This window comes from Halobacillus rhizosphaerae (assembly GCF_046719735.1).
Classification (GTDB): Bacteria; Bacillota; Bacilli; order Bacillales; family Halobacillaceae; genus Halobacillus_B; species Halobacillus_B rhizosphaerae.
On record NZ_JAUTWQ010000002.1, the window covers coordinates 118,150 to 141,082 of the forward strand.

The 22,933-nt window shown below is 41.5% G+C and carries 21 protein-coding genes; 4 read left to right on the forward strand and 17 right to left on the reverse strand.

The annotated features are described in order from the left end of the window. Positions 1–47: 47 nt before the first annotated feature. Positions 48–1,319, forward strand: coding sequence for an NCS2 family permease (locus Q7A53_RS04760; protein ID WP_411787984.1), 1,272 nt, complete (start codon positions 48–50; stop codon positions 1,317–1,319). A gap of 370 nt (positions 1,320–1,689) precedes the next feature. On the opposite strand, the gene Q7A53_RS04765 is transcribed toward Q7A53_RS04760, so the two are convergent. Further along, entirely contained in the window at positions 1,690–3,567 is a 1,878-nt protein-coding gene (locus Q7A53_RS04765; RefSeq protein WP_411787985.1) for a terpene cyclase/mutase family protein, read from the reverse strand. Positions 3,568–3,684: 117 nt separating this feature from the next. Between Q7A53_RS04765 and Q7A53_RS04770 the strand changes: the two genes are divergently transcribed. Beyond that, positions 3,685–4,797, forward strand: a complete 1,113-nt coding sequence (locus Q7A53_RS04770; RefSeq protein WP_411787986.1) for a DUF2515 family protein — start codon at positions 3,685–3,687, stop codon at positions 4,795–4,797. 79 nt (positions 4,798–4,876) lie between these two features. Here Q7A53_RS04770 and Q7A53_RS04775 read toward each other — a convergent pair whose 3' ends face one another. Both Q7A53_RS04775 and Q7A53_RS04780 read right to left on the reverse strand, forming a co-directional pair. After that, entirely contained in the window at positions 4,877–6,544 is a 1,668-nt protein-coding gene (locus Q7A53_RS04775) for a DAK2 domain-containing protein (RefSeq protein WP_411787987.1), read from the reverse strand. Positions 6,545–6,575: 31 nt separating this feature from the next. After that, positions 6,576–6,938, reverse strand: a complete 363-nt coding sequence (locus tag Q7A53_RS04780) for an Asp23/Gls24 family envelope stress response protein (protein ID WP_411787988.1) — start codon at positions 6,936–6,938, stop codon at positions 6,576–6,578. Between the two features lie 243 nt (positions 6,939–7,181). On the opposite strand from Q7A53_RS04780, the gene rpmB reads away from it, so the two are divergent. Beyond that, positions 7,182–7,370: a 50S ribosomal protein L28 gene (rpmB, locus tag Q7A53_RS04785; protein WP_411787989.1), complete on the forward strand. Its 189-nt coding sequence runs from the start codon at positions 7,182–7,184 to the stop codon at positions 7,368–7,370. 42 nt (positions 7,371–7,412) lie between these two features. Here the strand turns inward: rpmB and spoVM are convergent, their stop codons facing one another. The 14 genes from spoVM to Q7A53_RS04855 all read right to left on the reverse strand — a co-directional run bounded on the left by spoVM (position 7,413) and on the right by Q7A53_RS04855 (position 20,827). Next, positions 7,413–7,493, reverse strand: coding sequence for a stage V sporulation protein SpoVM (gene spoVM / locus Q7A53_RS04790; RefSeq protein ID WP_244713812.1), 81 nt, complete (start codon positions 7,491–7,493; stop codon positions 7,413–7,415). Positions 7,494–7,546: 53 nt separating this feature from the next. Then, positions 7,547–8,200 carry a thiamine diphosphokinase gene (locus Q7A53_RS04795; RefSeq protein ID WP_411787990.1) on the reverse strand — a complete coding sequence of 218 codons (654 nt, stop codon included), beginning with the start codon at positions 8,198–8,200 and terminating at the stop codon, positions 7,547–7,549. A 64-nt stretch (positions 8,201–8,264) separates the two neighbouring features. Further along, complete coding sequence (gene rpe, locus Q7A53_RS04800; RefSeq protein WP_411788004.1) at positions 8,265–8,918, reverse strand: ribulose-phosphate 3-epimerase; 654 nt, start codon at positions 8,916–8,918, stop codon at positions 8,265–8,267. Between the two features lie 2 nt (positions 8,919–8,920). Beyond that, positions 8,921–9,802 carry a ribosome small subunit-dependent GTPase A gene (rsgA, locus tag Q7A53_RS04805; RefSeq protein ID WP_411787991.1) on the reverse strand — a complete coding sequence of 294 codons (882 nt, stop codon included), beginning with the start codon at positions 9,800–9,802 and terminating at the stop codon, positions 8,921–8,923. A gap of 12 nt (positions 9,803–9,814) precedes the next feature. Beyond that, entirely contained in the window at positions 9,815–11,824 is a 2,010-nt protein-coding gene (gene pknB / locus Q7A53_RS04810; protein ID WP_411787992.1) for a Stk1 family PASTA domain-containing Ser/Thr kinase, read from the reverse strand. Beyond that, positions 11,818–12,582 (reverse strand): Stp1/IreP family PP2C-type Ser/Thr phosphatase, encoded by a 765-nt coding sequence (locus Q7A53_RS04815; protein WP_411787993.1) that lies wholly within the window; start codon positions 12,580–12,582, stop codon positions 11,818–11,820. The genes pknB and Q7A53_RS04815 overlap by 7 nt, the downstream gene beginning before the upstream one ends. A gap of 137 nt (positions 12,583–12,719) precedes the next feature. Continuing rightward, positions 12,720–14,075 (reverse strand): 16S rRNA (cytosine(967)-C(5))-methyltransferase RsmB, encoded by a 1,356-nt coding sequence (rsmB, locus tag Q7A53_RS04820; protein WP_411787994.1) that lies wholly within the window; start codon positions 14,073–14,075, stop codon positions 12,720–12,722. Next, entirely contained in the window at positions 14,068–15,015 is a 948-nt protein-coding gene (gene fmt, locus Q7A53_RS04825; protein ID WP_411787995.1) for a methionyl-tRNA formyltransferase, read from the reverse strand. The genes rsmB and fmt overlap by 8 nt, the downstream gene beginning before the upstream one ends. Before the next feature lie 17 nt (positions 15,016–15,032). Next, positions 15,033–17,444 (reverse strand): primosomal protein N', encoded by a 2,412-nt coding sequence (gene priA, locus Q7A53_RS04830; RefSeq protein WP_411787996.1) that lies wholly within the window; start codon positions 17,442–17,444, stop codon positions 15,033–15,035. Beyond that, the gene (coaBC, locus tag Q7A53_RS04835; RefSeq protein WP_411787997.1) at positions 17,441–18,643 is read right to left on the reverse strand and encodes a bifunctional phosphopantothenoylcysteine decarboxylase/phosphopantothenate--cysteine ligase CoaBC; all 1,203 of its coding nucleotides are present in this window, start codon (positions 18,641–18,643) and stop codon (positions 17,441–17,443) included. Before coaBC ends, priA begins: the two co-directional genes overlap by 4 nt. A gap of 100 nt (positions 18,644–18,743) precedes the next feature. Next, a complete protein-coding gene (gene rpoZ, locus Q7A53_RS04840) occupies positions 18,744–18,971 on the reverse strand; it encodes a DNA-directed RNA polymerase subunit omega (protein ID WP_411787998.1) in 228 nt (75 codons plus the stop codon). A gap of 2 nt (positions 18,972–18,973) precedes the next feature. Next, on the reverse strand, positions 18,974–19,588 hold the full coding sequence (gene gmk / locus Q7A53_RS04845; protein WP_411787999.1) for a guanylate kinase: 615 nt from the start codon (positions 19,586–19,588) through the stop codon (positions 18,974–18,976). A gap of 14 nt (positions 19,589–19,602) precedes the next feature. Then, the gene (gene remA / locus Q7A53_RS04850) at positions 19,603–19,866 is read right to left on the reverse strand and encodes an extracellular matrix/biofilm regulator RemA (protein WP_411788000.1); all 264 of its coding nucleotides are present in this window, start codon (positions 19,864–19,866) and stop codon (positions 19,603–19,605) included. A gap of 79 nt (positions 19,867–19,945) precedes the next feature. After that, entirely contained in the window at positions 19,946–20,827 is an 882-nt protein-coding gene (locus tag Q7A53_RS04855; protein ID WP_411788001.1) for a YicC/YloC family endoribonuclease, read from the reverse strand. Between the two features lie 156 nt (positions 20,828–20,983). On the opposite strand from Q7A53_RS04855, the gene Q7A53_RS04860 reads away from it, so the two are divergent. Then, complete coding sequence (locus Q7A53_RS04860; RefSeq protein WP_411788002.1) at positions 20,984–22,696, forward strand: Rqc2 family fibronectin-binding protein; 1,713 nt, start codon at positions 20,984–20,986, stop codon at positions 22,694–22,696. The last annotated feature ends 237 nt before the right edge of the window (positions 22,697–22,933 follow it).

The following is a 22,933-nucleotide window of genomic DNA, read 5'->3' on the forward strand; positions in this document are numbered from 1 at the left end:
ACTCGGTAACCGGGCGGGAGAGGGATAATTTCATAGAGGCGATTTATATGCTGCATAAGCATAATGCAGGCCCATCGAACTTGCAAAAGGAGATTATGGCAGGCATGATCGGTTATTTTACTACGGTTTACATTGTTGCCGTTAATAGTCAAATTCTCGAAAGTGCCGGGCTGCCATTACAAAGCGGAATGGTAGCTACGATTCTTGCAAGCTCTGTTGGCTGCTTGATTATGGCCTTATACGCAAAAGCACCGATGGTTCTTATTCCCGGCATGGGAGTCAATGCCTTATTTGCTTACTCAATTGTAGAAAGCGGAGGTCTAAAGTTTGACGAGGGACTCGCAGTAGTAGTTGTAGCTGCTATTCTATTTCTGATCACAGCCTTTACTCGATTAGGCAATTGGCTGAAACGAGCTATTCCTGATTCATTGAAACACGCAATTACGGTAGGACTTGGCTTATTCCTTACTCTTATTGGTCTTGAAAAAGGCGGATTAGTCGTAAGAGGTGACCATTCATTAATCGCATTGGGTAATCCTTCTTCTGCGATCGTCTTAACCAGTCTGTTGACGTTGTTTATAGCCATTTTTCTATTTGTGAGAAATGTACCCGGAAATTTCTTAATTAGTATGATTGCAGGAACTCTGATTGCTAAGTTTACCGGGATTCTCCACTCACCAGGGGCTTCGCTGGATTTCCAAGATCAAACGTGGATCATTCTCCCTTCCTTTGAACACATTGGAGAGTTTAGTTTTTGGATGGCGGTCTTCCCTCTGGCTATTGTGCTCATTTTTGAAAATATGGGGCTTATTCACGGCCAGCTCGATATGCTGAACCAGGAGGATAAATTTAAACGCTCCTATCAGGCCATAGCATTTTCAGCTTTATTCAGCGGATTCTTCGGCACTTCTCCCACCGTTTCTTCAGCAGAAAGCGCAGCGGTGATTGCTTCCGGAGGAAAGTCAGGAAAAGCTGCATTAACGATGGCCACGTTGTTTCTAGGTACGCTGTTTCTACTTCCGTGGATCAGCATGGTTCCCCCTACAGCAATCAGCCCGATCTTAATCATTGTCGGTTCTCTAATGGTACAGAACATTAAGTATATTCCATTTGGAAACCTATCAGAAACAATGCCTGCCTTCTTAATAATCGTCATGATCCCGTTTACGTATTCGATCGCAGATGGGATGGCTTTCGGTTTTATCGCTTATCCAATTGTGAAATTCGCCATTGGTAAGCAAAGAGAACTAACAGTGCCCGTTGTATGTATTGCCATGGTCTTTCTCGTTGAATTTATCCTGCGTTCGCTTGGACACTAATTCAATGTCAGGCAGACACGAAAGAAATCCCCCCTTCATGAATTAGGATGAAGGGGGGATTTCTTTCATTATGTATATCAACCAACTGAGATAATAACAATTATGCAGGCGATCACTTCTTTTTTTGTTGATCACGTATGGTTTTAGCCATTACTAGAATCAAAAAGAGAAACACAAGTCCGGCTCCTTCTAAAATATCCATGATCAGTCCCATACAAAAGGATCCCTCCATTTATTCCTTTTTATCCTTCCTTCATACATATGTAGACAACTACCTTCTTATGCTTTCTAAATGATAGAAGTGGATTGGCATTAGCAACAAAACTGCTCAGCGGCAAAACGATGAGGACAGGTTCTCCACCTGCCCTCTTTATTCAATGTACTTTTGCTGATAGTGACTGAAGGTTATCAACGGCCAAATGTAACGATAGCTCTCATAATGGATATAAAATACCCCGCCCATTCCTTGACCTTTCGGGTAATCTTCTAGCCAAGTTTTTCTTTGATTATTTTTCAATAAAAATTTAATGCCACGATGGATTGCTTCTGTTTCTTCCGTTGAAGCGGCGATTAACGCATCTAAAGCCCAGGAAGTATCAACCAGGGTGCTTTCGCCTAAAGGGACGTAAGAATGATTGGTATCACTTAAACAAGATTCTCCCCATCCGCCGTCTTCGTTCTGAATGGTTTCCAGCCACTTAACCGTTTTTTTAATCGTTTTCGAGTTTGGATTTTCACCCGTGGCCAGCAATCCTGTAACCGCCGCCCAGCTTCCATAAATATAGCAGATCCCCCAACGGCTGTACCATGAACCATCACTTTTCAGGGTTTTCTTCAGCCATTTCTTCCCCCTTCTAATAGACCGATGCTCTGAGTTTAAATTTGTATAATTTCCAAGAAACTCTAAAGTTCTGCCTGTTAAATCTGCGCAGGAAGGATCCTTTAAAATGAAATCTCCCCCCTGGACCGGCAGCCAGGATAGATAACTTTTATTCACTTCCCTTTCAAAGGATGGCCACCCTCCATCCTCGTTTTGCATAGTCAAAACCCACTGAACGCCTCTTTCCCACGTGCCTTTATAGGCTTTATGTTGAGAAATAAGATGAATCAATGCCCTTAAGCTTGCTGTTGTGTCATCTACATCAGGATTTATAGTATTGATATCGGAAAAGCCAAATCCGCCCGGGAAGGCGCGAGGGTTGTGAATGATCCAGTCACCATATTTATAGTGCTGTCTAGAAAACAAGTAACGACTGGCTTTTAAAATTACTTCTTCCTCTTCCTGGACACCGGCTTGCTGTAAAGCCCAACTGATCAGCGAGGTATTCCAAACATCCGCAGTCGTATATTGAATATGGACTTGTCTGTCATTTACGGTACTTTGCATGGCTTTCAGTCCATCCACAGCATTCTTTATTACCGGACTTTCCTTTCGGCTGCCAAGCGATAGAAGAGCAAAAATCATCAAGAAAGTGGAACTAAAGTAACTCAGCAGTGTACCGTCTGCTTCTGTTCGCTTTAACATGTACTGTTCCGCTTCATATAAGGATCTCTTTTCAAAGGTGCGATCATCTGTTTGTATAGAGCGTAAGAGTTTAGTAAAATAGTTCCCCCACTCTTTACTTTGTTCATCATTAAATAGCGTCTCGGTGCGATCATCCACTCTTATACCGGAGAGGTCAGGACTTCTATCTGTCTTCAATTGAAATTTTTTATTTCCTAATATAAGTATGGGTACGATATTAGCTCTGCCAAATACAGATATATCATAGATATTGACCGGAAATTGGATAGGGAGCAGCATAATCTCAATAGGAAATGGGAAAAATAAGGGCCAGGAGTATTGACCAGTAATGGTAAGCATAATCTTAGTAAACATGCCTGCTTTTTCTAGCCCTCCATGGGTCAAGATAAACTTCTTTGCTAAGATTAACTCTTTATCCTTATTACCGTAATAGCCCGAGTAGAGCAATCCATAATATGCTTCAATTGTCCTTGATAGATTGCCCTCTTTCTCATCGCGAAACAGTTTCCATGCACCATTTTCCTCTTGTTTGCTAATAATTCTTTCCGTAAGAGCGATGATAAGTTTCTCATCATCAATTTCCAGTGAACGTAATAAAATAATCATATAAGCATCCGTTAGAACTCCTGTATCGAACGTATAATTCCAAGATCCGTCAGAAGATTGTTCACGTTTAAGCCGCTCTATGAGAAGATTCATTTCATCTTGAACTGCTGATTTCATTCTCCAAGCCCCTCCCCCAGTTTCTGTTTATACATATTCAAAAAGAATAAGCACATTCCAAGAGAGGAGGGAACCGTTATTTTATATGATAGTACAGATCAGATAGTAATCAGCCATTTGACTTCAATTAAACAAGATTTGCTTATAAAACTTAAAAAGGAACCTCTAAAGAAACCTGAAGTTCCGAATGCAGAAGAAGAGGAAATACTTCAATCCATTCGGTCAGATACAGTAAAATTTAACATTAACAATGTAACCCGAACGCAAGCCTATTATGATTTCTACTATCTTCATCCTGAAATTAAATGGTCTCTGCTCGCGCACATGGTTTCGCGAAATGGCGGATGGAATATGACTGATTTAAAAGGGGAATTTCTTTCTAAGCTGCTTTCCGAGGGGGAACAGAAGGCTTTTTTTGCATTTTTAGAGAGGGGAAACTGGCTAATTTTCCAAGATGCATTTCCGCAATTACTTCTGTATAAAAAGAGTGTGGAGATGAATAGAAGCTTGTTTTACTTGCTGCCTCATTTAAATGTTTCCTCATTTATGGAAGTAATCTGGAAACATTTCTGGGAGAACGGCCACAGAGATTTATTAGCTTTTGCACAAATAATAAATGAACAGATGTATATAGAAGAACGGGTGATTCATCACCAGTCTTACCAGAATTCGGTTTTAAAGACGATAAATTTCAAGCTGCAAGATGTTTTAAACTTGAATCATCTGCTATTCCCTTATTCTCTAAAGGAGCAGTCGGAACCAGAAATCATTGGAGAAACGCTGCATCACTTTGCTTCCATTGAGGAGCGCATCGAATTCGGGAAACGTCTGTATGCTCTCCTGTTCTTTGATTACACAAGATTGCAGCATATAATAACTTGGGTCAATGATCACCCTCATACTGGTTCCCGAAAAGATTATATGCCACATCTATTTAACGACGTGAAAGAAACTCTTCCCGGGCAATTATATTTTCCTAGAACTAAAAACTGTATTTTAAGAAAGAATGCACCGCGCTTATACAGCCCTGCCTTGCTATCGGCCTGGAAAACCAGTCATCAAAAAATAGCTGAAAAAGGGGATTGGTTTAAAAATATCTCTGTGATGAATTACTTTAAGGACCCTTCGCAGCAGGATAAGGGTAAAATAACGGTGGATTATTGTGAATCCATTGAAAAGATGGAGCTAGCTTTATTTACAAGCAAATTGCTTTTTCACCGAAAAGAGTGATTAAAATTTATCATACAGAGAGTATTTTCCGTAAAATGGAGCATTAAAAAAGCACAACTCTATGAGCTGTGCTTTTTTGTTATTCAATCGCAAATATATAAGAATAGATAGGCTGACCGCCTTCATGAACTTCCACTTCCAAATCTTCAAAGTGTTCTTCCACAAATGTTTCAAGTTCTTCAACCTCACTAGTATTCACGTCCTCACCATAGAGAATGGTCAGGATTTCATCTTCATCTTCGTCTATCATCTGCTTAAGAAGCGACTTTGCTGCAGTAAGCTTGTCCGGATCAGTTGCAGAGATTTTACCTTCATCGATCCCCATGAAATGGCCGTTTTCAATAGTTAACCCTTCAATTTGTGTATCTCTCACTGCATAAGTAATCTGCCCAGTTTTCACATGGGATTGCAAGCCTGTCATTTCTTCTTTGTTCGTTTCTAAATCCACTTCAGGATTAAAGCCAAGTAAAGCACTCATCCCTTGAGGAATAGTCTTAGTAGGAATAACTGCTGCGTTTTCTTCAGCAATCTCCGCCGCTTGTTCGGCAGCCATAATAATGTTCTTATTATTTGGAAGAATAAGCACCTGCTTTGCATGAGCTTCTTTGATCGCCTCAGAAATATCCTGGGTGCTTGGATTCATCGTTTGTCCGCCTTGAATGACTACGGTTGCTCCAAGACTCTCAAACAATTTCTTTATGCCTTCACCCATGGCCACAGTCACAATACCATATTCAGCTTTTTCATCGGAAACCCGTACATTCTTTTTTTGATCTCCAACAATGGATGTATGCTGCTCTCGCATATTTTCAATTTTCATATTGATCAAGCTTCCAAACTGCTGACCCAGGTTTAAAGCTTCTCCAGGATGTTCAGCGTGGACATGTACCTTTACAATTTCTTCATCAGAAACAACAAGCAGGGAATCACCGATCTCACTTAATTGATTCCTGAACGTATCTTCATCATAAGGGACATCATTAAGCTTTTCTTGTTCAAACTTAACCATAAATTCAGTACAGTAACCAAATTCGATGTCTTCCGTGTTCATAAAGTCTTGTGCCAGTTTATGATGTTCGGCGTTTACCATATCATTCATGGTGACTGTCTCATCTTGAACAGGAAGCTCTTCACCCTTGAGGTTAGCAAGGAAACCTTCGTAGATAGTAAGCAGACCTTGTCCTCCGCTGTCCACTACACCTACTTCTTTTAATACTGGAAGTAATTCCGGCGTTCTTTTCAAAGATTCTCTAGCAGCAGCTGTAAGCCCCTCCATAAACGGAATAAAATCAGACTCTTGGTCAGCAAGCTGAACAGAAGCTTCTCCAGTATCCTTTGCTACAGTGAGTATCGTTCCTTCGACTGGCTTCATTACTGCTTTGTAAGCAGTCGTCACTCCCCCTTGCAATGCTTCTGCAAAATCCTGCGTCGTTAATTCTTCAGAGTCTTCAATTGCTCTGGAAAACCCGCGGAACAATTGGGAGAGAATGACTCCGGAATTTCCACGGGCCCCCATGAGCAGACCTTTAGCAAAGGCATTTGCTACAGCTCCTGCATGATTCTCTTGAACAGTTTTTACTTCTTCGGCTCCAGAAGTCATCGATAAATTCATATTTGTACCTGTGTCCCCGTCAGGAACAGGAAATACATTTAAGGCATCAATCATTTGTGAATTTCTGGATAAATGTTGAGCCCCTTGTAGAATCATCTCGGCTAATGTTTTGCCGTCTAAAGTTTGTAACGTCACGAATACTTCCTCCTTTGACTAACTTGCTTCCCTACTCACTGGTTACCCGTACACCCTGAATATAGATATTTACAGAACTGACGGATAATCCTATGGTTTTATTTAACGTATATTTAACTTGTGATTGGACATTATGGGCAACTTCAGAAATCTTTGTCCCATAACTGACGATAATGTACATATCTATGTGCAAATAGTCGTCCTCTTGGCGGACCACTACACCTTTTGAGAAATTTTCTTTACGAAGCATTTCACTCAACCCGTCACGAAGCTGATGCTTAGATGCCATCCCAACTATCCCGTAGCACTCTACGGCAGCACCTCCAGCAATAGTTGAAATTACTTCATTACTAATCGTAATATGACCATATTTAGTATTTAGATCGACGGACATAAACATCCTCCTTTAAAATCCTCATCTTCGTGCAATTATTATAACACAGAATATCCCTTGGCTATTCAGCCTGAAGGCCTTAAATTTGGATCGATTATCCACTAATATACTTTGTCTTAATTCGCTTGGTCTGTCAAGAGAAAATTCTTGATATATTTAAACTCTCAATATTGCATTGCCCCCTTCTATATGATACATTAAGTAAGTATTTCAAGATTTATGTATGTAACAGGAGGGATTCATATGGCACGCAGATGTGTTGTATCAGGACGCAGTACTTCTTCAGGAAATAACCGTTCTCACGCTATGAACGCTAATAAACGTCAATTTAAAGCTAATGTTCAGAAAGTACGCATTCTTGTGGACGGTAAACCGAAAAAGGTTTATGTTTCTGCCCGTGATTTAAAATCCGGTAAAGTCACACGCGTATAATTTCACTCAAAAAAAGCACCCTTGATCTGGGTGCTTTTTTTGTTATTCTTTTTTAAAAGTACCAATAACTGCCCGGACAATGCCCCCAAGAAATCGCGGGAGTTTAATCGTATAAAATTTCAAAAGAGCCCCCTCCTCCTAAATAAAAGCTGTTACCAACTTCCCTTGGTCCTCTATTAATTCAAGTCTTTGCTTCTTACTACTAAGAGTATGCCTGAACTAAAAGAAAAAGTACCAGGATCTTCAATCAACTGATTGGATATACATAGAGTCGAACCAAAAGGAACATAAGCTTTCTCCAGTGGATAATAAAAACCCTCTAACGTTAAATCTGTAACCTCCATTGTCATCGGCAAAAAAGAGACGTAAGGATATTCTTCATTTATTTCCAGCTTATGTGTCCCAGCCTCAGCTAATTCCATTTGATTCTGAACGTCAATAATTGAGGCTTTCTTCCCTTGCTTTAATAAGGGGTAAAGAAGCTGGATGTTAGCGAGCGTATGATCCATTCTTCCTCCCGTAACTCCGAATAATAGAATATGTTCAGGACTCCTTAAGAGTGCTTCCTGTACAGCAAGTTCTAGATCCGTTTCATCTTTCTCTTCAGAATATGTAAGAGTTTCAAAGGAACGTTCTTTAATTTTCTGATAAGATGAAGCACTCACTGAATCAAAATCTCCTATTGATATTGTGGGACGGATATTATTTTCAAGAAGTACTTCTGCCCCCTGATCGGCCCCAATCCACATCATACTTTCCTTGTTAAATCTATTCAGTTCAGGGATAAACGATTTTGGACCGCCGCCTACGATTGCAATATTTATCGGCACCTTTTATCTTCCTTTCTTTAGAAAGAAACCCAAAGGAAGTCACCCTCCTTTGGGTTTCAAGAACCTATTCAATAGAATTTCTTAACTGTTTAATTGCTTTTTGACGATCCTCTTGATTAAATACGGCGCTTCCCGCCACCAGTACATCTGCTCCAGCTTCGGTACATAGGGCTGCCGTTTCTTGTTTTATGCCTCCATCGACTTCAATTTCAAATGAGAGCCCCATTTGCTTTCTCCATTCTGAAATTTGAAGAATTTTAGGAACCATAGAAGAAATAAAGGATTGACCTCCAAATCCCGGGTTTACCGTCATGACCAGCACAAGGTCAATTTCCTCAAGGATCGGCTTGAGAAGCTCAGCTGGTGTCGCAGGGTTCACCACAACCCCAGCTTTTACGTCATGACTCTTAATCAGTTGAAGTGTCCGATGTAAATGCGGGCAAGCTTCCTGATGAACCGTTATAATGTCTGCACCCGCTTTAGCAAAGGCCTCAATATAACGGTCTGGCTCTTCAATCATCAAATGGACATCCAAGGGTAATTGAGTAAGGGGACGGATGGAATCAACGATCAAAGGTCCGATCGTAATATTAGGTACAAAATGACCATCCATAACGTCTACATGGATATAATCCGCACCGCCTTTTTCTACGTCTTTTATTTCTTCGCCTAATTTCGAAAAATCAGAGGCTAGTATGGAAGGAGCAATCTTAGTCATCATTAATACCTCGGCTTTCTATTCTGAATTTCTTCTAAAAAATGCAAATAATGTTCATACCGCTGCTTGGAAATAGTGCCTTCTTCTACTTCAGCTTTCACTGCACACTTGGGCTCTTTGTGGTGGAGACAGCCGCGAAATTTACAATCATCCTGCACACGGACAAATTCCGGAAAGCATTCCGTAAGTTCATCGACTTGTAATTCCCCAAATTCAAGAGAACTAAAACCGGGTGTATCAGCTACAAAACCACCAGAAATCTCATACAATTCCACATGCCGGGTCGTATGCTTGCCTCTCCCAAGACTTTCCGAAATCTCATCCGTATCAATAGCTAGCCTGGGATCAATAGAATTTAACAAGGATGATTTCCCTACCCCTGACTGACCAGCAATAACGGTTGTGCGGTCAGATAAATGGGATTGTACTTGATCAATGGACTGCAGATCATCCGTGGAGGATAGAATCACTGTATAACCAACTTCCTCATATATTTCCTGATATTCCTTCATGGCAGCGACCCGCTGCTCACTTAATTGATCTACTTTTGAAATAACAATCAATGGCTCAATTCGTTTTGCTTCGACTAAGACTAAGAAGCGATCTAACAATAGAGCATTGAAGTCCGGCTCTTTGGCAGAAGTTACGATTAATGCCTGGTCTACATTCGCAATAGGCGGTCTTATAAATTCGTTTCTACGTTTTTCAATCGCAAGTATATAGCCTTCTTCTTTATTTTCTGCCTTGAACTCTACTAAATCACCTACCAGCGGGGCCACTTTCTTCTTCCGAAAGTTCCCTCTTGCTCTGCACTGGTAGAGCTCTCCATCATAAAGTACATAATAAAATCCACTGAGTGCTTTTATAATCTTCCCTATTGCCATATGGTCACCTTCTTAATACGGTACACTGCCTTCTTCAATGACTTCATCACCTCTTTGAACTTTATAGGAAGCTTTTGAATCTGGGGCAACCGTTACCTCAAATTTTATAGTTTTATCTTTCGTGATCGTATCTTCTTTAAAAACATCGGAAATATCATGTTCCATATCATCTACGTAAATCAATACTTTTTGTTCTTTGTTTTCTTTCGGATCTTTTTTATTTCCAGGTTCATCAGGTTTATCTTCAGGCTTAGCTTCCTCTTGTTTATATGGAACATCTACAGAAACCGTCTTTGTTTTTGGCGGTTCTTCTTTTTTCCCTAGCGAGACTGTGAGTTTTACCGTTGACCCTTGATCCAATTGGGTAGAGGGTTCTGGACTCTGGGAAATGACAACTCCCTGGGCAATTTCATCCGAGTATGTTTCCGTTACCTCTGCCTTTAAATTATTATTTTCTAAGTACTTTTTGGCTGCCTGCTCCGACTTTCCTTCAAGCGGGCGGAGCGGGACTTTAGGAGGTCCTAAACTAACTCGAAAGATCACACGGGTATCTTCAGGCACAACTTCCTCTCCTGGCTGAGGCTGAATCTGTTCTATAATCTGACCTTCGGGCTGATCAGAATTTTCTTCTATTGGAAAAACCGATTCATAACCGTTGTCTTCTAATTCCTTGTTAATCCTTTCGAAATCATCGCCGGTATAATCTTCAAATTCTACCTTCTCTTTACCCTTACTAGAATAAACGGTGACTTGTGAGGTTTCCTTAATCGTCCTCCCAGGCTCAGGATCAGTTTTTACTACATATCCGTCCTGAACAGTATCGGAATACACCGTTTCCCGTTTCACACTTAAATTTAGATCACTTAGTTTGCTGTAGGCTTCTTCGTACTCCAAGCCTTTTACATCAATCATCTCTACATCAGCGGGCTGTAAAAGTCCTGGTATGAAGAAAAGAGCAGTCGCACCAGCAATGAGCAAGACAAGAACTGCTGATAATATCCACGGCCACTTTTTTTTCTTTTTCTTCGTCTGAATTTCTTTCTCGTGAGCTTCTTCTTTCCTTGTCGGGCTCTGATTAGCGGAATGGACAATTGTATCTTCCTGAGGGCTGCTTCCAAAAGTTTCTTCGGTTATAACTGGAATGGCCTTCGTCTTATCATCGTCTTCATCGGGAATGGTAAAAGCAGGTTCGTTCACTCGCTCTGAGTCCAGTGCTGTTTCCAGATCTTCTTCCATTTCCAACACGGAGCTGTAACGATGGAAGGGGTCTTTTGCCGTTGCTTTTAAGACTATATTTTCCACACTTTGCGGCAGGTCAGAAATCCACCTTTTTAGAGAAGGGGTCTCATGCTGCAAATGTTTAAGAGCGATTGAAACGGGTGATTCACCGGAGAACGGCAGCCTCCCCGTTAGCAATTCAAATAACACAATACCCAGAGAGTAGATATCAGACTTTTTCGTGGCCATCCCGCCTCTTGCCTGTTCGGGAGACAAATAGTGGACGGAGCCTAGCACAGAATTGGTTTGAGTAAGCGCTGTCGCACTAAGAGCCATTGCTATCCCAAAATCAGTGACTTTCACATGTCCGTAATGATCGATTAATATATTCTGAGGCTTAATATCCCGGTGAACAATATCATTGTCATGAGCATGAGAGATTGCGGATGTTATTTGCAGAGTAATATCAATCGCTTCAGCTACATCGATGGGGCTATGGTGCTGTATGTATTGTTTGATTGTCATTCCATCGACATATTCCATTACCATGAAATAAATATCATCTTCTTCCCCCACATCAAAAATATTCACGATATTAGGGTGAGAAAGAGAGGTTGCAGAATGAGCTTCGCGGTGAAATCTTGCGATAAATTCCTCATCGTTACCATATTCAAGGCGTAAAACCTTAATGGCAACTTCACGATCAAGAATAATATCATGGCCCAAATAAACATTAGCCATTCCTCCGCCGCCGATCATCTCCTGAATTTTGTAACGTTCATTAAGGAGACGGTTACTTAGCATTCATCCGCACCTTCCTTCTCCTCTGTACCTGAATAATGAACGACTACTAACGTAATATTATCTTCTCCACCACGTTCATTTGCCTGATCAATAAGTTTCTGGCAGAAAACCGTCCAATCCCCTTCGTACTCCTTTAATTCAGTTAGTTCTTCCTCGTTAACTTTATTAGTAAGACCATCTGAACATAGAAGCAGACGGTCATCCTGCTCAAAACTAAACGTTTTAATGTCTGCCTGAATGGCATTTTCCGTTCCTAAAGCTTTCAACAGTACATTCTTCCTTGGATGGTGTTCTGCTTGTTCAGCTGTGATCTGTCCGGACCGAACAAGCTCATTGACGAGTGAATGATCCTCTGTCACTTGCTTAAACCCATAAGAATTAGCAAGATAACAACGGCTGTCTCCTATATGAGCAATCGTAGCAAAGTATTTCGTGCAAATCGCTGCCACAATCGTTGTTCCCATTCCCTGACATTCTTCATGTGTTTCTGCATAGGAATGAATCTCTTTATTGACTTCCTGAATCGCTTGAGCCAACCATGCTTCTGACTGTTCAGGAGTATTTAATAAAGAGGCGTCGTGCCATTTATTATGTAATTTAGAGGCTGCTATTTGGCTAGCAACATCTCCTGCACGGTGTCCTCCCATACCATCTGCAACCACTGCAAGCGTCTGACCGGCTTCATTGGTAACAACCCCGCCTGCATCTTCGTTATGATTCCTAACTTTACCCTGGTCTGTTAAAAAGCAACTCTTCATGGTTTCACCTCGTTTCTTCGGTACGCTTGTTCGCGCAAATCTACCCAGGAGAAAGATTGATCTTTTAAGTCCTTCCCCTGGAACATATGCCCTTCATCACATACTTTAACTACAGTTTTTGCATCACAGAAGCTTTTTTATTCACTTGCCGTTTTCACTAGTCTAGTCAAAAAGAAGCCATCTGTATCCCATTGATGCGGGAATAGCTGTATTCCATACTCATTTAACCCCTGGGATTTCTGTAACGGTTCAGGAAGCTCCTCAGAAAAGGAAGGGTCTACCTTGAAATCTGGATGATGAGTCAGGAAATACTTAACTGCTTCCTCATTTTCATGACGGTCTACCGTGCAAGTACTATATACCATCTTCCCTCCTGGTTTCAGCAATGCGCTCACTTCATGAAGCAGTTCATCCTGAATGCTGCGCAAGGAAAAGATATCTTCTTCTTTTTTATGATACTTGATATCTGGTTTACCTCGTAACACACCGAGCCCCGAACAAGGAGCATCAAGCAAAATGCGATCAAAGGATGCTTCAGGATGCTTATCCTGTAAATGCCTGGAGTCAGCTTGTTGTGCCGTTATAGAGGATAACTGAAGCTGGGCTGCTTTTTCTTTTACAAGTTTAGCCTTCTTACTGTGTAAATCATAAGCCATGACACGACCCTGATCGTTCATTTTCTCCGCGATATGTGTCGTTTTCCCTCCCGGGGCACTGCATGCGTCAAGCACTGTATAGTCAGGCTTAAGATCCATCATTTCTGCTGCCAGCATCGAGCTTTGATCTTGAATACTCAACTTTCCCTCCAGGAATAGCGGATGATGAAGAATTTGACCTTCTGTTATGATCACACCTTGAGAAGAAAGAACGCTTGATTTGACTTGATAGCCATCACTTTCTAATTGGTCAATCGCGTCTTCTCTCGAAATTCTCAACGGCTGTACGCGAACCGACATAGGGAGATGATGCATATTGGCTTCACACATCTTGGTGGTTGTTTCCATTCCATACTGCTTCGCCCATCGTTCCACCAGCCACTTCGGATGACTTGTCTGGATGGAAAGTCTTTCTAGAGGGTCAGAAATTTCGGAAGGATTATGCACTCCATTTCGCTGAACATTCCTAAGCACACCATTTGTTAATGATGCCACTCCTTTATGTCCGCGTTTTTTAGAAATTTCTACTGCTTCATGGATAACAGCATGATCGGGAACACGCTCTAGAAACCTCATTTGATAGACAGACATATATAATAACCACTTCAGCCATGGTTTCATCTTCTTCTGCTTAGCAATATACGGTTCAATATAGTAATGAATTAAATCTCTCTTTTGAAGAGTTCCATAGACAATTTCGGTTAAAAGCGCCCCATCTTTACGCGATAGGTTATTTTTTTTGATTTCCTGATCAAGGAGGACATGACTATATCCTCCCTGCTCCCCTATGCGAGTAAGCAAATGGAGTGCCGTTTCCCTTAATACAAACTTAGTCATGGTCTTCCCCCAGTCGTTCTCCTAATTCCAGCGATTGTCCGGCTCCGTTAATAAAGGATTGACCATTCATTCGTTTTTTTCCTGATGGCTGAAGTTCAACGATTTTCACTGCTTTTCCTTCGCCCGTCTGCACAAGAAAACCATCTTCCTCTATGCTTACAATCGTGCCAGGGGTTTTATGAAAAGTACCATCTGCTTTCTCTGCCCACCACACTTTAAGAGGCTTGCCCCGCCAATAAGTGAAAGCAACTGGCCAGGGATGAAGACCTCGAATGTGATTATAGATAACTTGCTGGTCTTTATTCCAATCAATTAACTCTTGTTCACGCTTAATATTAGAAGCAAAACTTACCTTTGATTCTTCTTGCTTCTCTCCGCTAAGCTTGCCTGATAGCAGCTGAGGGAGGGTGTGAGATAATAATTCCGCCCCTGCTGCCGAAAGTTTATTATGTAAGCTGCCGACGTGATCCTCATCCGTTATCGGAACGACTGTTCTGGCCAGCATATCTCCGGCATCCAGTTTTTTGACCATATACATGATCGTCACACCTGTTTCCTCTTTCCCCTGCAGAAGAGCATAGTGAATAGGAGCGCCGCCGCGCAGTTCCGGCAAAAGGGATGCATGAATATTAATACAACCAAAGGGAGGCTCCTGCAACAATGCTTCTGGCAGTATTTGACCGAATGCTGCGGTAACAATGAGGTCGGGATGATAGTTGAGAACTTCTTCATACTCATCTTTAATCTTCTCTGGTTGGAAAACAGGAATGTCGTACTTTACTGCTGCTTCCTTAACTGGAGGAGGAGTAAGCACTTTTTTTCTGCCTTTAGGCCGGTCCGGCTGAGTAACGGCCAAGACGACTTCATAATTCTCTTCCATTAGCTGCTCTAAGATAGGAACTGCAAAATCCGGGGTTCCCATAAATACGATTCTTGTCATGATGAAGTGACTCCTTTCTACATCAGCTGATAGGGCTGAAAATCAACCGTTATCTGCAATCCATTTTCCTGTTTCATTTCTTCTTCATAATAGTGGAGAATCCTTTGAACTAATTTCCGCTGCTCTGGTTCCTTCTTGTATTTTACCATGCATTGATAGCGATATCTATTATTGATCCTGGTAAGCGCTGAAGGAGTGGGTCCTAATACATAAGACTGCTCAGAAAGATTCTGTTTCATAAATTGGACGATCTTCTGAGTAACTTCTTGGACTTTTAACTGATTAGGATGGGAAATGGTGAATAACGTTAAGAAATAATAAGGAGGATAATTAAATGCTTTACGCAATTTCATTTCCTCGTTAAAGAAAGCCTCGAAGTCATAAGTACTCGCGAGCTCAATGCTGTAATGTTCTGGCGTATAGGTCTGGACAATGACCTCTCCTGGCTTTTCATGACGCCCGGCACGACCGCTTACTTGGGTAATCAGCTGAAAAGTCTTTTCAGCAGCTCGGAAATCAGGCAGATTTAATAATGAGTCTGCTGCCAGTACCCCAACTAGGGTTACATTCCCGAAATCCAGCCCTTTGGCAATCATTTGCGTGCCAAGCAGGATATCAGCTTGCTTATTTCCAAATTGGTTTAAGATTCGTTCGTGCGCACCTTTTCTTCTTGTAGTATCTACATCCATTCTTAATACTCGGGCATCAGGGATTAATTGCTCCAACACTTCTTCTACCTTCTGAGTCCCTGTTCCAAAATAGCGAATGGTTTCACTTTCACATTCAGGGCATTTTTGCGGTACCGCTTCTTCATACGAGCAATAGTGGCACTTTAACCGCTCCTGCCTTCGATGGTAGGTGAGAGCAATATCACAATGTGGGCATTCCATTACATGCCCGCAGTCCCTGCACATGACAAATGTAGAAAACCCTCGTCTATTTAAGAACAAAACCGCTTGCTCCCCTTTTGCCAATCTGTCCTCTAATTTCTCTTTCAGAACCAAAGAAAACATCGAACGATTCCCAGAGTGAAGTTCTTCCCTCATATCAACTAATTCAACGTCCGGCATCTTTGCATTATTCATTCGCTTTTTCAATGACAGCAGCTGGTAATTGCCTTTAATGGCTCTTGCATAAGTTTCCAGGGCAGGCGTGGCACTGCCGAGAACTACCGGGCATTGGTGATTCTTTGCGCGTTCAATAGCCACATCACGTGCATGATAGCGGGTGCGATCTTCTTGTTTATAGCTGGTCTCATGCTCTTCATCGATAATAATTAAGCCAAGCTTTGTAAAAGGTGCAAAAATAGCTGAACGGGCTCCAACTACTACCTGAACTTCTTTGCGTTGGATTTTTCTCCATTCATCATACTTTTCACCAGCGGACAAAGCACTGTGGAGAACGGCCACTTTAGAACCAAACCGACCTTTGAAACGTTCCACCATCTGAGGGGTTAAAGCAATTTCCGGAACAAGCATAATGGCTTCTTTTCCTTCATTTAATACTTGCTGAATGGACTGCAAATAGACTTCGGTCTTCCCGCTTCCGGTTACCCCATGCAAAAGAAAAACATCATGACTGCGCTTCTGAATCGTATTTAATATCGGTTCGATTGCTGCCGCTTGTTCTTCAGTAAGTGCAAATGGCTTCGTTCTTTCGAAGTGATGATTTTCATAAGGATCCCGAAAGATCTCCTGCTGGAATTCTTTTAGTACCCCGCGGTCAATTAATGGCTTTAAAGAGGCGGAGGTTGTAGACAGGGTCTCAAGCAGCTGCTTTTTAGGAATCGGCTCTTTATGCTCCGTGAAATATTCAACTATCCTTCTCTGCTTTACAGCTTGTTTAGATAGGTCTTCCAAGGTTTCAATTAACGTAAACTCATCTACTCCTGGTTCAATCACACGGGTCACTTTTTTAGTTTCCCTGCTCTTCACTTCATAATGAACATCCACTTCCCCATCCTGGATATGTTTTCTTAGTTGATGGATGGATACGTTCGATTTCTCAAATTCTTCATATTCCATGACTGCACGGCCATCAAACACCTGCTCTAACTCAGAATCAAGCGGTTCATCCGTCATTTTCCAAATTTCTTTACGGTATTTGGCCTTCATGATTTGCGGAAGCATTACTTGTAAACAAGAGATGTAATAACTGAGCGTTTGATGAGACAGCCATTTCCCTAGCTGTAATAGTTCTTCTGTCAGGGCAGGCGTAACATCTAAGCAATCGGAAATATTCTTTACTTTAGAAAAAGAACTCTCGTCGGTCAGTCCCACCACATACCCCATGATTTTTCTGGGACCAAAGGGAACAATCACCCGGATCCCCGGCTGAACAACCCCTTGAAATTTCTCGGGAATTTTATAGTCAAAGGGGCGATCAGTATTTTGTGAAGCAACATCTACAATTACTCTGGCAAAGTTCAATCCTCTTCACCTGCAAGTTCTTTGACCGCTTCCCTCAGAATCTGTTTAGCGAGTTCATCCTTAGAAGTCAATGGCATCGTAGTTTCGCGGCCGCGCTTTGTAAGGAATAGAGAAGAGTTCGTATCATGTCCAAAACCAGTTCCTGCTTCCGACACATTATTAATGACGATGGCATCAAGATTCTTCTTTTCAAGCTTTTGCCTTCCGTACTGTTCCACATCATTCGTCTCAGCTGCAAAACCTATCAAGTACTGATGTTCCTTCCTTCTGCCTAATTCTGCGAGGATATCTCTCGTTCTCTCCATTTCAACTGTATAGTCACCGTCTTGTTTTTTCATTTTCTTTTCGAAAGTTTTCTTAGGACGATAATCAGCTACGGCAGCTGCTTTGATTACAATATCACTGGAATGATAATGTTCTAACACCTGATCATACATCTCTTCTGCTGTGGTAATATCTATTCGGCGTATCCCTTTTGGGGTAGTTAAATTTACAGGCCCTGTAACTAGAGTGACATCAGCTCCTAGTGATAAAGCTTGTCGCGCAAGGGCAAACCCCATTTTACCTGAAGATGGATTCGTGAAGTAGCGTACAGGATCAATTTTCTCCTGAGTCGGACCTGCGGTAATTAAGACTTTCTTACCATCAAGTACCTTATTCTGCATTTCTTCCTCAAGCAGTTTCACAATACTCTCAGGCTCTTCCAGCCGTCCTTTGCCAACATATCCGCAGGCAAGATAGCCTTCTCCGGGTTCAATGAAATTGAAGCCCCACTGATCCAGCTTTTGCATATTACTTAGCACGGCTGGATGACTGTACATATGAACATTCATTGCAGGGGCAATATAAACAGGGGCTTCCGTTGCAAGCAGAGTCGTCGAAAGCATATCATCCGCTAATCCGTTAGCAAGCTTTCCTATAAGATTGGCTGTAGCAGGGGCTAACACAAATAAATCGGCCCAATCCGCAACGTCAATGTGCTGAATTTGAGTAGAATCCTTTTCGTCAAATGTATCTGTATAGACAGGCTGCCGTGAGAGAGCTTGAAATGTTGTTGGCGCTATAAACTGCTGGGCGCTGTCTGTCATAATGACTTTAACTTCTGCTCCGGCCTGAACCAGCTTACTAGTAAGGGCAGCAGCTTTATATGCGGCAATCCCTCCCGAGACTCCTAAAACCAATCTCTTTCCTTTTAACATTGTACCCTTCTCCTTTACCCTCACATTTGATAAATAAGAGCCGCGCTTGTTTACCTTTTAAGCGCGGCTCTTCCGGAATATTATTTAGAAGCTCAGATGATTATAAAGTTTCGGTTCGTGACTGAATTTCATCAGAATACGTATATCCTAACTTACCATCACGAATCTCTTCTAGAGCCACTCCCACTTGCTGGTGAGAAGTTGGATTATCAATCATAGGCGCACTGCCCTGCTTCAATTCTCTAGCTCTTCGTGCAGACAGTGTCACCAAAGTGTACTTAGATTTAATCTTTTTCTGCAATGAATCAATACTTGGTTCGAGCATCATAATTAATCAACCTCCAATGCTTTTTTAAATTGGTGAGACACACGCTCACGCTTACAATGTTCACTTACCACGATGGATTGAACCTTACTCACAGCATGATCAATTTCATCGTTAACTACCACATAATCATAAGCATCCATCATGTCTATCTCTTCTTTGGCAGCATGTAAACGATTCTTCACTTTATCTGCCGTTTCTGTTCCTCTGTTCACTATTCGATCCTTAAGTTCCTCAAGAGACGGAGGAATTAGAAAGATAAAGACTCCTTGCGGAAAATTCTCCCTAACTTGAAGAGCCCCTTGTACTTCTATTTCTAAAAATACGTCTTTCCCTTCATCAATCGTCTTCTCCACATACTCTCTAGGTGTACCGTAATAGTTCCCAACATATTCTGCATGTTCAATCAGCTGTCCTTCGCTGATCAGTGTCTCAAATTCCTCACGGGACTTAAAAAAATAATCCTGCCCATCCACTTCTCCCTCACGCGGTTCTCTCGTGGTCATGGAAATGGAATAGCGCAAATCTGTAGATTGATCAAACAATGCTTTTCTAACCGTTCCTTTTCCTACTCCGGAAGGTCCGGAAAGAATAAATAAAATCCCCTTTTCATCTATCACTTCAGAAGACCTCCCTAACTCTCATCTGACATTTCATCACTGCTGATCACACGCTGGCCAACTGTTTCAGGCTGTACAGCAGAAAGGACCACATGATCACTATCAGTTATAATAACGGCGCGTGTGCGACGTCCGTATGTAGCGTCTACTAATTTATTATTATCACGAGCGACCGTAATAATACGTTTAATGGGTGCAGACTCCGGAGAAACTATGGAAATAATCCGGTTCGCAGATACAACATTACCAAATCCAATATTAATTAATCTTAAACTCAAAGCGTGACTCCTCCTTTAACAAACACGATTATCTTTTCCCAATTCTATTATATGAAAAAAACAAGAGAAATCACAATTGTTATTCTACATTTTGCACTTGTTCCTTCAATTTTTCTATTTCACTCTTTAAGGAAACTACTCCTTCAGTTATTTGCTTATCATTTGATTTTGAGCCGATCGTGTTCACTTCACGGTGCATCTCCTGCACAATGAAGTCTAGTCTCCGGCCGATAGATTCTTGTATGGTTAATGTATTTAAGAATTGCTGAAGGTGAGAGTTTAACCGGGTTAATTCCTCAGTGACGTCGCCTTTGTCGGCTAACAATCCCACTTCCTGAAGGACTCTTGATTCATCAGGGTTCATCTCTTCACGAGTATAAGCTTCGATTCTTGAACGAATTCTTTCCTTATACTCTTCCACGACAAATGGCCGCCGCTCCTCTAGTTTGTGAAGGATCTCATGAATTGTTTCACAGCGCGAACTGAGATCTTTCCTTAATCTTTCCCCTTCTTCGCTTCTCATTACAATTACTCGATTTAAAGATTCTTGCACGGCCGCAAGTAATGAGGTTTGTAATCCATCTATATCGCCCTCTTTTTCCTGAACAGAAAACACATGCTCTAACTTGGTAACCATATCAATTGTGATTTCTCCCGTCAACTGGTACCGCTTCTTTACATCCTGTAAATGGCTGATATACTGGTCGACGATTGCCCAGTCAATTTCAAGTTTCCTTGTAAGTAACCCTTGACCTTCAATAGTAACAAACAGATCAATGCGGCCACGGGCAAGAGACTCTTTAATCTGACTTTTCATCTTCTCTTCTAGAAATAAAAGCGCCCGGGGGAGTTTAGTAGAAATATCTAAAAAACGATGATTAACACTGCGGATTTCTACGTTTAACCGGACTCCTTCCATATCAAGCGATTTTCTTCCGTATCCTGTCATACTCTTTACCATACCAATCACTTCCAAGCTGCTAAAATCTTTATGCTACTATGTTCATTTTATCAAATGATGATGAGGAAAAGCGAGCATTGTAAAGAATCTCATCCATATATTTAGAGATTCACCGGAAATCCGTGCTATACTACAACATTAGAGAGGTGAAATGCCATGTCATTTGACGGAATTGTTACTCGGGCGATTACCCATGAATTAAATGAAAAACTAACGTCCGGGCGAGTCATGAAAATTTATCAGCCAACGGATACCGAACTGGTATTCACAGTAAGAAAACACAGAGAAAAACAAACGTTGCTATTATCTTCGCATCCATCCTATGCACGAATACACTTAACAGAGGATCAATACCATAACCCGAAAGAGCCGCCAATGTTATGCATGCTTCTTCGAAAGCATTTAATCGGAGGGTTTATCGAAAGTATTGAACAAGTGAGCATGGAACGGATAGTTAAATTGAAGGTCCGTTCAAGAAATGAAATTGGCGACGAGACCACTAAAACACTAATGATAGAAATTATGGGAAAACATTCCAATATCATCTTAGTCGACGAGGAAGAAGGACACATCCTGGATAGCATTAAGCATCTGCCTCCTTCCCAGAATCGCCACCGGACCGTAATGCCTGGACAGCCCTATATATTGCCTCCGGAACAAGGGAAAATCAGTCCGGTCGATCTAAAACCTGAAGATCTTGTTAAAAAGCTCGATTTTAATGCAGGTAAAATGGATAAACAGCTGCTGTCTATCATTATGGGTTTCTCTCCCATGCTGACAAAAGAAATTGCCAATCAGGCACATCTTGGAGGGGCAGAAGCTTACAAAAATGCTTATGAGAAGGTAAGAGAAAGAATTCTGAATTATGATTTCGAACCTCAGGTTTACCGGGATCGAAAAGAACAATTTTATGTACTGCCTTTGCTTGCCTTTGGCAGCCGTGCTGAAACATTTGAATCTGTCAGTGCGATGCTTGATGCTTTCTACTCAGGAAAAGCAGAACGCGACAGAGTGAAACAGCAAGCAGGAGACCTCTATCGATTCTTAAAGAATGAGCGGGATAAAAATATACGAAAAATAAAGAAACACGAGCTAACATTGAAGAAATCCGAAGCCGCTGAGGATTATCAGCGTACTGGAGAATTGCTTACCGCACACATGCATCTCGTCAAATCAGGCGACTCAGAAGTTACCGTTGCCGATTATTATGACCCGGATCAGTCGGAACGCAAAATTGAATTAAACCCAAATAAAACACCTAGCGAAAATGCCCAAAGTTATTTTCAAACGTACCAGAAACTAAAAAAATCAAAACAAGTTGTCCAGAAAGAGATCAAAAAAGCTGAAAACGAAATTGCTTATCTGGAACGGCTTATTCAACAAGTTGAATCTGCAAGAGAACAGGACATTGATGAAATTCGGGAAGAATTAAGAGAAGAAGGATATATGAAGAAGAAATCAAGTTCTTCTAAAAAGAAAAAGAAACCAACGAAGCCAGAGCCAGATGCTTATGAAGCTTCAGATGGCACATTAATCTACGTGGGGCGTAACAACAAACAAAACGATTACCTGACCAACCGTCTGGCGAATAAGTCCGATGTATGGCTTCACGCTAAAGATATCCCTGGTTCTCATGTGGTTATTAAACAGGAAGCGCCTAGTGAAGACACTCTTTACGAAGCTGCACAGCTTGCTGCTAATTTTAGTAAATCCAGTCTCTCGTCATCCGTGCCCATCGACTATACTCAGGTGAGGCACGTCAGAAAACCATCAGGAGGTAAACCTGGATACGTTATTTACGATCATCAGCAGACGTTATTCATAACTCCTGATCCCGCTTACGTTCGTAAGCTTAAACAAAAAACCTAATTCTGATACTTGAAGCCACTATGGAATCCATAGTGGCTTCTTTTTTAATTTCTGCCTCATTCTTTCCCCCGAAGAATTCAATTGTTGAATAAAAAGAATTGAATTCTTCTCCTCACCCAGTTATGTGGAGGGATCACCCTGATATTTCAGAATGGATGATCTATATATTTGAGGCTATTATTTCGAAGTCAAGGCTTTACGTATACCAGCTAATAGAAGGTCAATAGGTAAGGGTAA

Bases quoted from the DNA above. Each gene is read 5' to 3' on its own strand.
- Q7A53_RS04760 (WP_411787984.1), top strand. From the start codon at position 48: ATGCTGCATAAGCATAATGCAGGCCCATCGAACTTGCAAAAGGAGATT.
- Q7A53_RS04765 (WP_411787985.1), bottom strand. From the start codon at position 3,567: ATGAAATCAGCAGTTCAAGATGAAATGAATCTTCTCATAGAGCGGCTT.
- Q7A53_RS04780 (WP_411787988.1), bottom strand. From the start codon at position 6,938: ATGTCCGTCGATCTAAATACTAAATATGGTCATATTACGATTAGTAAT.
- rpmB (WP_411787989.1), top strand. From the start codon at position 7,182: ATGGCACGCAGATGTGTTGTATCAGGACGCAGTACTTCTTCAGGAAAT.
- rpe (WP_411788004.1), bottom strand. From the start codon at position 8,918: ATGACTAAGATTGCTCCTTCCATACTAGCCTCTGATTTTTCGAAATTA.
- rsgA (WP_411787991.1), bottom strand. From the start codon at position 9,802: ATGGCAATAGGGAAGATTATAAAAGCACTCAGTGGATTTTATTATGTA.
- pknB (WP_411787992.1), bottom strand. From the start codon at position 11,824: ATGCTAAGTAACCGTCTCCTTAATGAACGTTACAAAATTCAGGAGATG.
- Q7A53_RS04815 (WP_411787993.1), bottom strand. From the start codon at position 12,582: ATGAAGAGTTGCTTTTTAACAGACCAGGGTAAAGTTAGGAATCATAAC.
- rsmB (WP_411787994.1), bottom strand. From the start codon at position 14,075: ATGACTAAGTTTGTATTAAGGGAAACGGCACTCCATTTGCTTACTCGC.
- fmt (WP_411787995.1), bottom strand. From the start codon at position 15,015: ATGACAAGAATCGTATTTATGGGAACCCCGGATTTTGCAGTTCCTATC.
- coaBC (WP_411787997.1), bottom strand. From the start codon at position 18,643: ATGTTAAAAGGAAAGAGATTGGTTTTAGGAGTCTCGGGAGGGATTGCC.
- rpoZ (WP_411787998.1), bottom strand. From the start codon at position 18,971: ATGATGCTCGAACCAAGTATTGATTCATTGCAGAAAAAGATTAAATCT.
- Q7A53_RS04855 (WP_411788001.1), bottom strand. From the start codon at position 20,827: ATGGTAAAGAGTATGACAGGATACGGAAGAAAATCGCTTGATATGGAA.
- Q7A53_RS04860 (WP_411788002.1), top strand. From the start codon at position 20,984: ATGTCATTTGACGGAATTGTTACTCGGGCGATTACCCATGAATTAAAT.